The organism is Streptomyces sp. NPDC054841 (assembly GCF_053611045.1).
Genome location: NZ_JBSGZO010000669.1, coordinates 1 through 3,708 on the forward strand (window position 1 = coordinate 1; position 3,708 = coordinate 3,708).

Below are 3,708 nucleotides of genomic sequence, written 5' to 3' on the forward strand. Positions count from 1 at the left end.
GGCCGCACACACTGCTCACAGTCCCGGCGTCCAGCGCCCGTCCGCCCTCCAGGAGGCGGGCGTCAGCCGGCCTCGGTACCGCAACCACCCGGGGGCACCCCCGGCCGCGCGGCGCCCCGGCGCGGAAGCCGGGAGCGTCACTCACGAACAGCGGGCCTCAGCGGACCTCGGTACGGCAACCACCCGGGAGCCAACCCCCGGACCCCCGGCCCGGAAGCCAGGAGCGCCAACCACCCGGGAGCCAACCCCCGGACCCCCGGCCCGGAAGCCGGGAGCGCCGCTCACGAGGCGCAGGCCTCAGCGGACCTCGGTACGGCAACCACCCGGGGGCCAACCCCCGGACCCCCAGCCCGGAAGCCGGGAGCTCCGCTCACGAGGCGCAGGTCTCAGCGGACCTCGGTGATCTCCGGGCCGCGCTGGAGCTGGCCCATGCCGCCCGAGAACCGGGACGTCTCCTGCTCCTCCTGCTGGACACCCTCGGGCACCATCTGCGCGTCGTTCGGCAGCTTCAGGACGATCGGGTCGCGGGGCGCCATCGGGCCCTCGCCGCGGACCACGACCGTGTCCCGGAAGATCTGCTCCAGCAGACCCGCGGCCTGCGGCTGCACCGCGCCCTGTCCGGAGATCACTCCGCGCAGGAACCAGCGAGGTCCGTCGATGCCGACGAAGCGCACCAGCTGTACGCCGCCGGTGCCGTCGGGCAGCTGGACCGGGACCTGGGCCCGCAGCTCCCAGCCGAGGGGGCCCTCGACCTCGTCGATGATGCCGCCCTGCTGAGTGATGCCGGAGGCGATCTCCTCGCGGACCTCGCCCCAGATGCCTTCCTTCTTGGGCGCGGCGAACGCCTGCAGCTGGACCGCGCTGTCCCGCAGCACGACCGTCGCCGCGACGATCGCGTCGCCCGCGACCTCCACACGCAGCTCCATGCCCTCGACTCCGGGCACGAAGAGGCCGCCCAGGTCCACGCGGCCCTCCTCGGGCCTGGAGACCTCGGAGAGGTCCCACGGACCGTCGGGCCGCGGCGCCGGCGGAAGGTTCACCCGGCGCGGCGCGTTCCGCTCCGCCGAGTCGTCCGTGTCGAGCTCGTCGACGACCTGCTCGGCCTCGCCCGCCACATCCGCTGCGTCCCCAGCGGGGCTGCTCTTCTTGCGACGTCCGAACACGTCACTGTCCTTCCCGGTCGGATACGACCGAAGCGTATCGATTCCCACCCTGTGAGCCGTCCACGGCGGCATGACCACCGGTGGACCCGAAGCCCCCCTCGGCCCGCGCCGAGCCGGGAAGCTCCGCCACCTCGTGGAAGCGCACCTTCTCGACCTGCTGGACAACCAGTTGAGCAATCCGGTCGAACCGTTCGAACCGCACGCTCTCACGCGGGTCCAGATTGACCACGATCACCTTGATCTCCCCACGGTACCCGGCATCCACCGTCCCTGGGGCATTCACGAGGGCCAGGCCGCAGCGGGCCGCCAGCCCCGACCGAGGGTGCACGAAGGCCGCATACCCGTCCGGGAGTGCGATAGACACTCCAGTCGGCAGAACCGTGCGCTCTCCGGGTGCGAGTTCGGCGGCCTCCGTGGTCACCAGATCGACACCGGCATCGCCCGGATGTCCGTATGACGGAATCGGTACCTCCGGGTCCACGCGCCGGATGAGTACGTCGACGGGGTTGCGCATCAGGGGTTCACCTCGAAGGCGCGGGCGCGCCTGACCTGGTCGGGATCTGCCATGGCCGCCTGGATCTCGGCCGGGCGGCCGTTGTCGATGAAGTGGTCGACCTTGACCTCGATGAAGAGGGCCTCGGCCCGGACCGCGACGGGCCCGTCGGGGCCGCCGATCCGGCCGGTGGCCCTGGAGTAGATCTTGCGGCCGCTCACCGCGGTGACCTCGGCCTCCAGGAACAGCACCGTGTCCACGGGTACGGGACGGACGAAGTCGGTCTCCAGTCGCCCGGTCACCGCGATCACCCGCAGCAGCCAGTTGAGCGAGCCGAGCGTCTCGTCGAGCGCCGTGGCCAGGACGCCTCCGTGGGCGAGGCCCGGCGCGCCCTGGTGCGCGGGGGTGACGGTGAACTCGGCGGTGAGGCTGACGCCCTCACCGGCCCGCGCCGCCAGGTGCAGCCCGTGGGACTGACCGCCGCCGCAGCCGAAGCAGTACTCGTAGTGCGCGCCGAGGAGCTCGCCGGGGGCGGGCGCGTCGAGGTGCCGTACCGGCGGTATGGCGTCGGCCGGAGGGGTCAGTGCAGTACTCACAGGCGCAGACCTTACCCGCGCGGGTAGCCGCAGGTCGCGCCGTGCCAAGCTTGGATTCATGCAGTCCTCCACCACGCCCTCCGGCCGGCCTTCCGGCCCGCCTTCCGCGCCGCGCTACGACGAGCGTCTGACCGCCCCCGGCTCCTGGTGGCTGATCACCGTCCTGGTGGCGCTGTCGGGCGGTCTGATACTGCTTCCGCTGGGCCCGCTGCCGATGCTGGGCGGGCTGATCGGCGCGGGCGCACTGGCGGCGGCCACCGTGAGTTCGTACGGCTCCGCCCGGATCCGGGTGGTTGCCGGCTCCCTGGTCGCGGGCGACGCGCGGATCCCTGTGTCGGCGCTCGGCGAGGCCGAGGTGCTGGACGCGGAGGAGGCGCGGGCCTGGCGCTCGTACAAGGCGGATCCGCGCGCGTTCATGCTGCTGCGCAGCTACGTGCCGACGGCGGTGCGGGTGACGGTCACGGACCCGGAGGACCCGACGCCGTACGTGTATGTCTCGACCCGGGATCCGCGGGGTCTGGTGGCCGCGCTGGACGCCGTACGGGCGGGCTGAACGGCAGGGCCACCGGCGCGCCCGCGGCGCGCGGTCAGTTCTCCAGCGCCTTGCGCAGCTCGGGCGGAAGCTCGGCGGGCAGTTGCGGCTGCTCGAACCCGGGCATCTGGGGCAGGGCGTCCCACGGGACCTGGCGCTTACGCAGGTCCTTTCTGATCCGCTCCGCGACCTTCCTGGTGTCGCGCCGGTTCATCACGGCGCCGACTGCGGCGCCGATCATGAACGGCATCAGGTTCGGCAGATTGCGGACCATGCGCTTCATGATCTGCTGACGCAGTTCACGCTTCATCTGGCCGCCGAGAGCGAAGTTGATCGTCGACGGCTTGGTGACGTCGATGCCGCGCTCCTCCGACCAGCTGGTCAGATACGCCGCGGAGCGCTCCTTGAGATTGCCCGGCGGCCGCATGCCGTAGACCTCGTGGAGCTCGGCGATGAGCTTCAGCTCGATCGCGGCGACGCCGATGATCTCCGTGGCCAGCTCGGCGGGCAGCGCGGGCGGGACGGGCAGCATGGCCGCCGCGCCGACACCTGCGCCGACGGTCGACGTGCCGTTGGCCGCGCCCGCGATCAGCTTGTCGGCGAGCTGCTCGGGCCCGAGGCCCGGGAACTGTGCCCGCAGGGTCGCGAGGTCGCGGACGGGGATGCGCGGCGCGGCCTCGATGAGCCGGTCGGCGATGAACCCGAGCGTGGCCTTGGCGGCCTCGCCGCTCCTGCGTGCGCCGGCCCTGGCGACCTCGCCGCTTCTCCGTGCGCCGGTCCTGGCGGCCTCGCCGCCCCTCCGTACGCCTTTCCTGACCGTGTCCAGGCGCCGAGCCCTGGTCGGGGGCGTCGGAGGCGTCGGGGGCCCCGCCTGTGGCGGTGCCTCGAGCGAGGCCGACCGGCCTCGCTCGCCGTCACCCGCAC

At 72.8% G+C, this 3,708-nt stretch carries 5 protein-coding genes; 1 reads left to right on the forward strand and 4 read right to left on the reverse strand.

Annotated elements, in window-relative coordinates:
• Positions 1 to 386: 386 nt before the first annotated feature.
• The 3 genes from ACWGI8_RS41425 to ACWGI8_RS41435 are packed head-to-tail and all read right to left on the reverse strand — an operon-like array spanning position 387 to position 2,219.
• The gene (locus ACWGI8_RS41425) at positions 387 to 1,163 is read right to left on the reverse strand and encodes a DUF3710 domain-containing protein (RefSeq protein WP_453668616.1); all 777 of its coding nucleotides are present in this window, start codon (positions 1,161 to 1,163) and stop codon (positions 387 to 389) included.
• A 1-nt stretch (position 1,164) separates the two neighbouring features.
• Positions 1,165 to 1,677 carry a dUTP diphosphatase gene (gene dut, locus ACWGI8_RS41430; RefSeq protein ID WP_453668617.1) on the reverse strand — a complete coding sequence of 171 codons (513 nt, stop codon included), beginning with the start codon at positions 1,675 to 1,677 and terminating at the stop codon, positions 1,165 to 1,167.
• Complete coding sequence (locus ACWGI8_RS41435) at positions 1,677 to 2,219, reverse strand: PaaI family thioesterase (RefSeq protein ID WP_453668620.1); 543 nt, start codon at positions 2,217 to 2,219, stop codon at positions 1,677 to 1,679. The genes dut and ACWGI8_RS41435 overlap by 1 nt, the downstream gene beginning before the upstream one ends.
• A 91-nt stretch (positions 2,220 to 2,310) precedes the next feature.
• Here ACWGI8_RS41435 and ACWGI8_RS41440 point away from each other — a divergent pair, with 91 nt between their 5' ends.
• Complete coding sequence (locus ACWGI8_RS41440; protein ID WP_453668618.1) at positions 2,311 to 2,805, forward strand: DUF3093 domain-containing protein; 495 nt, start codon at positions 2,311 to 2,313, stop codon at positions 2,803 to 2,805.
• Between the two features lie 34 nt (positions 2,806 to 2,839).
• On the opposite strand, the gene ACWGI8_RS41445 is transcribed toward ACWGI8_RS41440, so the two are convergent.
• On the reverse strand, positions 2,840 to 3,708 hold an 869-nt coding region (locus tag ACWGI8_RS41445), incomplete at its 5' end, for a hypothetical protein (RefSeq protein ID WP_453668619.1).

Excerpts from the sequence above, each read along its gene's own strand:
- dut (WP_453668617.1), bottom strand. The coding sequence starts at position 1,677 with ATGCGCAACCCCGTCGACGTACTCATCCGGCGCGTGGACCCGGAGGTA.
- ACWGI8_RS41440 (WP_453668618.1), top strand. The coding sequence starts at position 2,311 with ATGCAGTCCTCCACCACGCCCTCCGGCCGGCCTTCCGGCCCGCCTTCC.